Here is a 412-nt window from a genome sequence, read left to right on the forward strand (position 1 = left end):
CAGCTGGCCAGGCACAACAAAAAAGGCCGCGGTGTCGCCGCGGCCTTGCTTCAACATCATTCCCGGGTGCTCATCCGTTCGGAATCAGCGTCTCGATCAGATGCTCGACGTACGCTTCGAAATCCTCGCGCGCCTGCTTGGGCTGCTGCAGCTGCAACGACAACTGCAGGAAGCCGACATACGCGGCGTAGGCAAGGCGTGCCCGATGACGCGCATCGGTCGAGCTGAGGCCCGCCTGGCGGAACGAGGCGACCAGATAATCGAGGCGGCGCTGCGAGACGCGGTCGATCACCGGCCGCACCATCGGATGATCCAGTGCCTTCAGCAGCTCGCTGTAGATGATGTGCGGCTGCACTTCATGCGCCACCATCTGGAACAGCTGGCGCAGGCGCACGCGCGGATCCGGCACGTC

Annotated in this window: 1 pseudogene; it reads right to left on the reverse strand. The window is 64.1% G+C overall.

The features are described from left to right. Positions 1-70 precede the first annotated feature (70 nt). Positions 71-412: pseudogene (locus tag HOV91_RS39350) on the reverse strand (hypothetical protein); the annotation flags it as partial.

It is taken from the genome of Nocardia barduliensis, assembly GCF_013315795.1.
GTDB lineage: Bacteria > Actinomycetota > Actinomycetes > Mycobacteriales > Mycobacteriaceae > Nocardia > Nocardia barduliensis.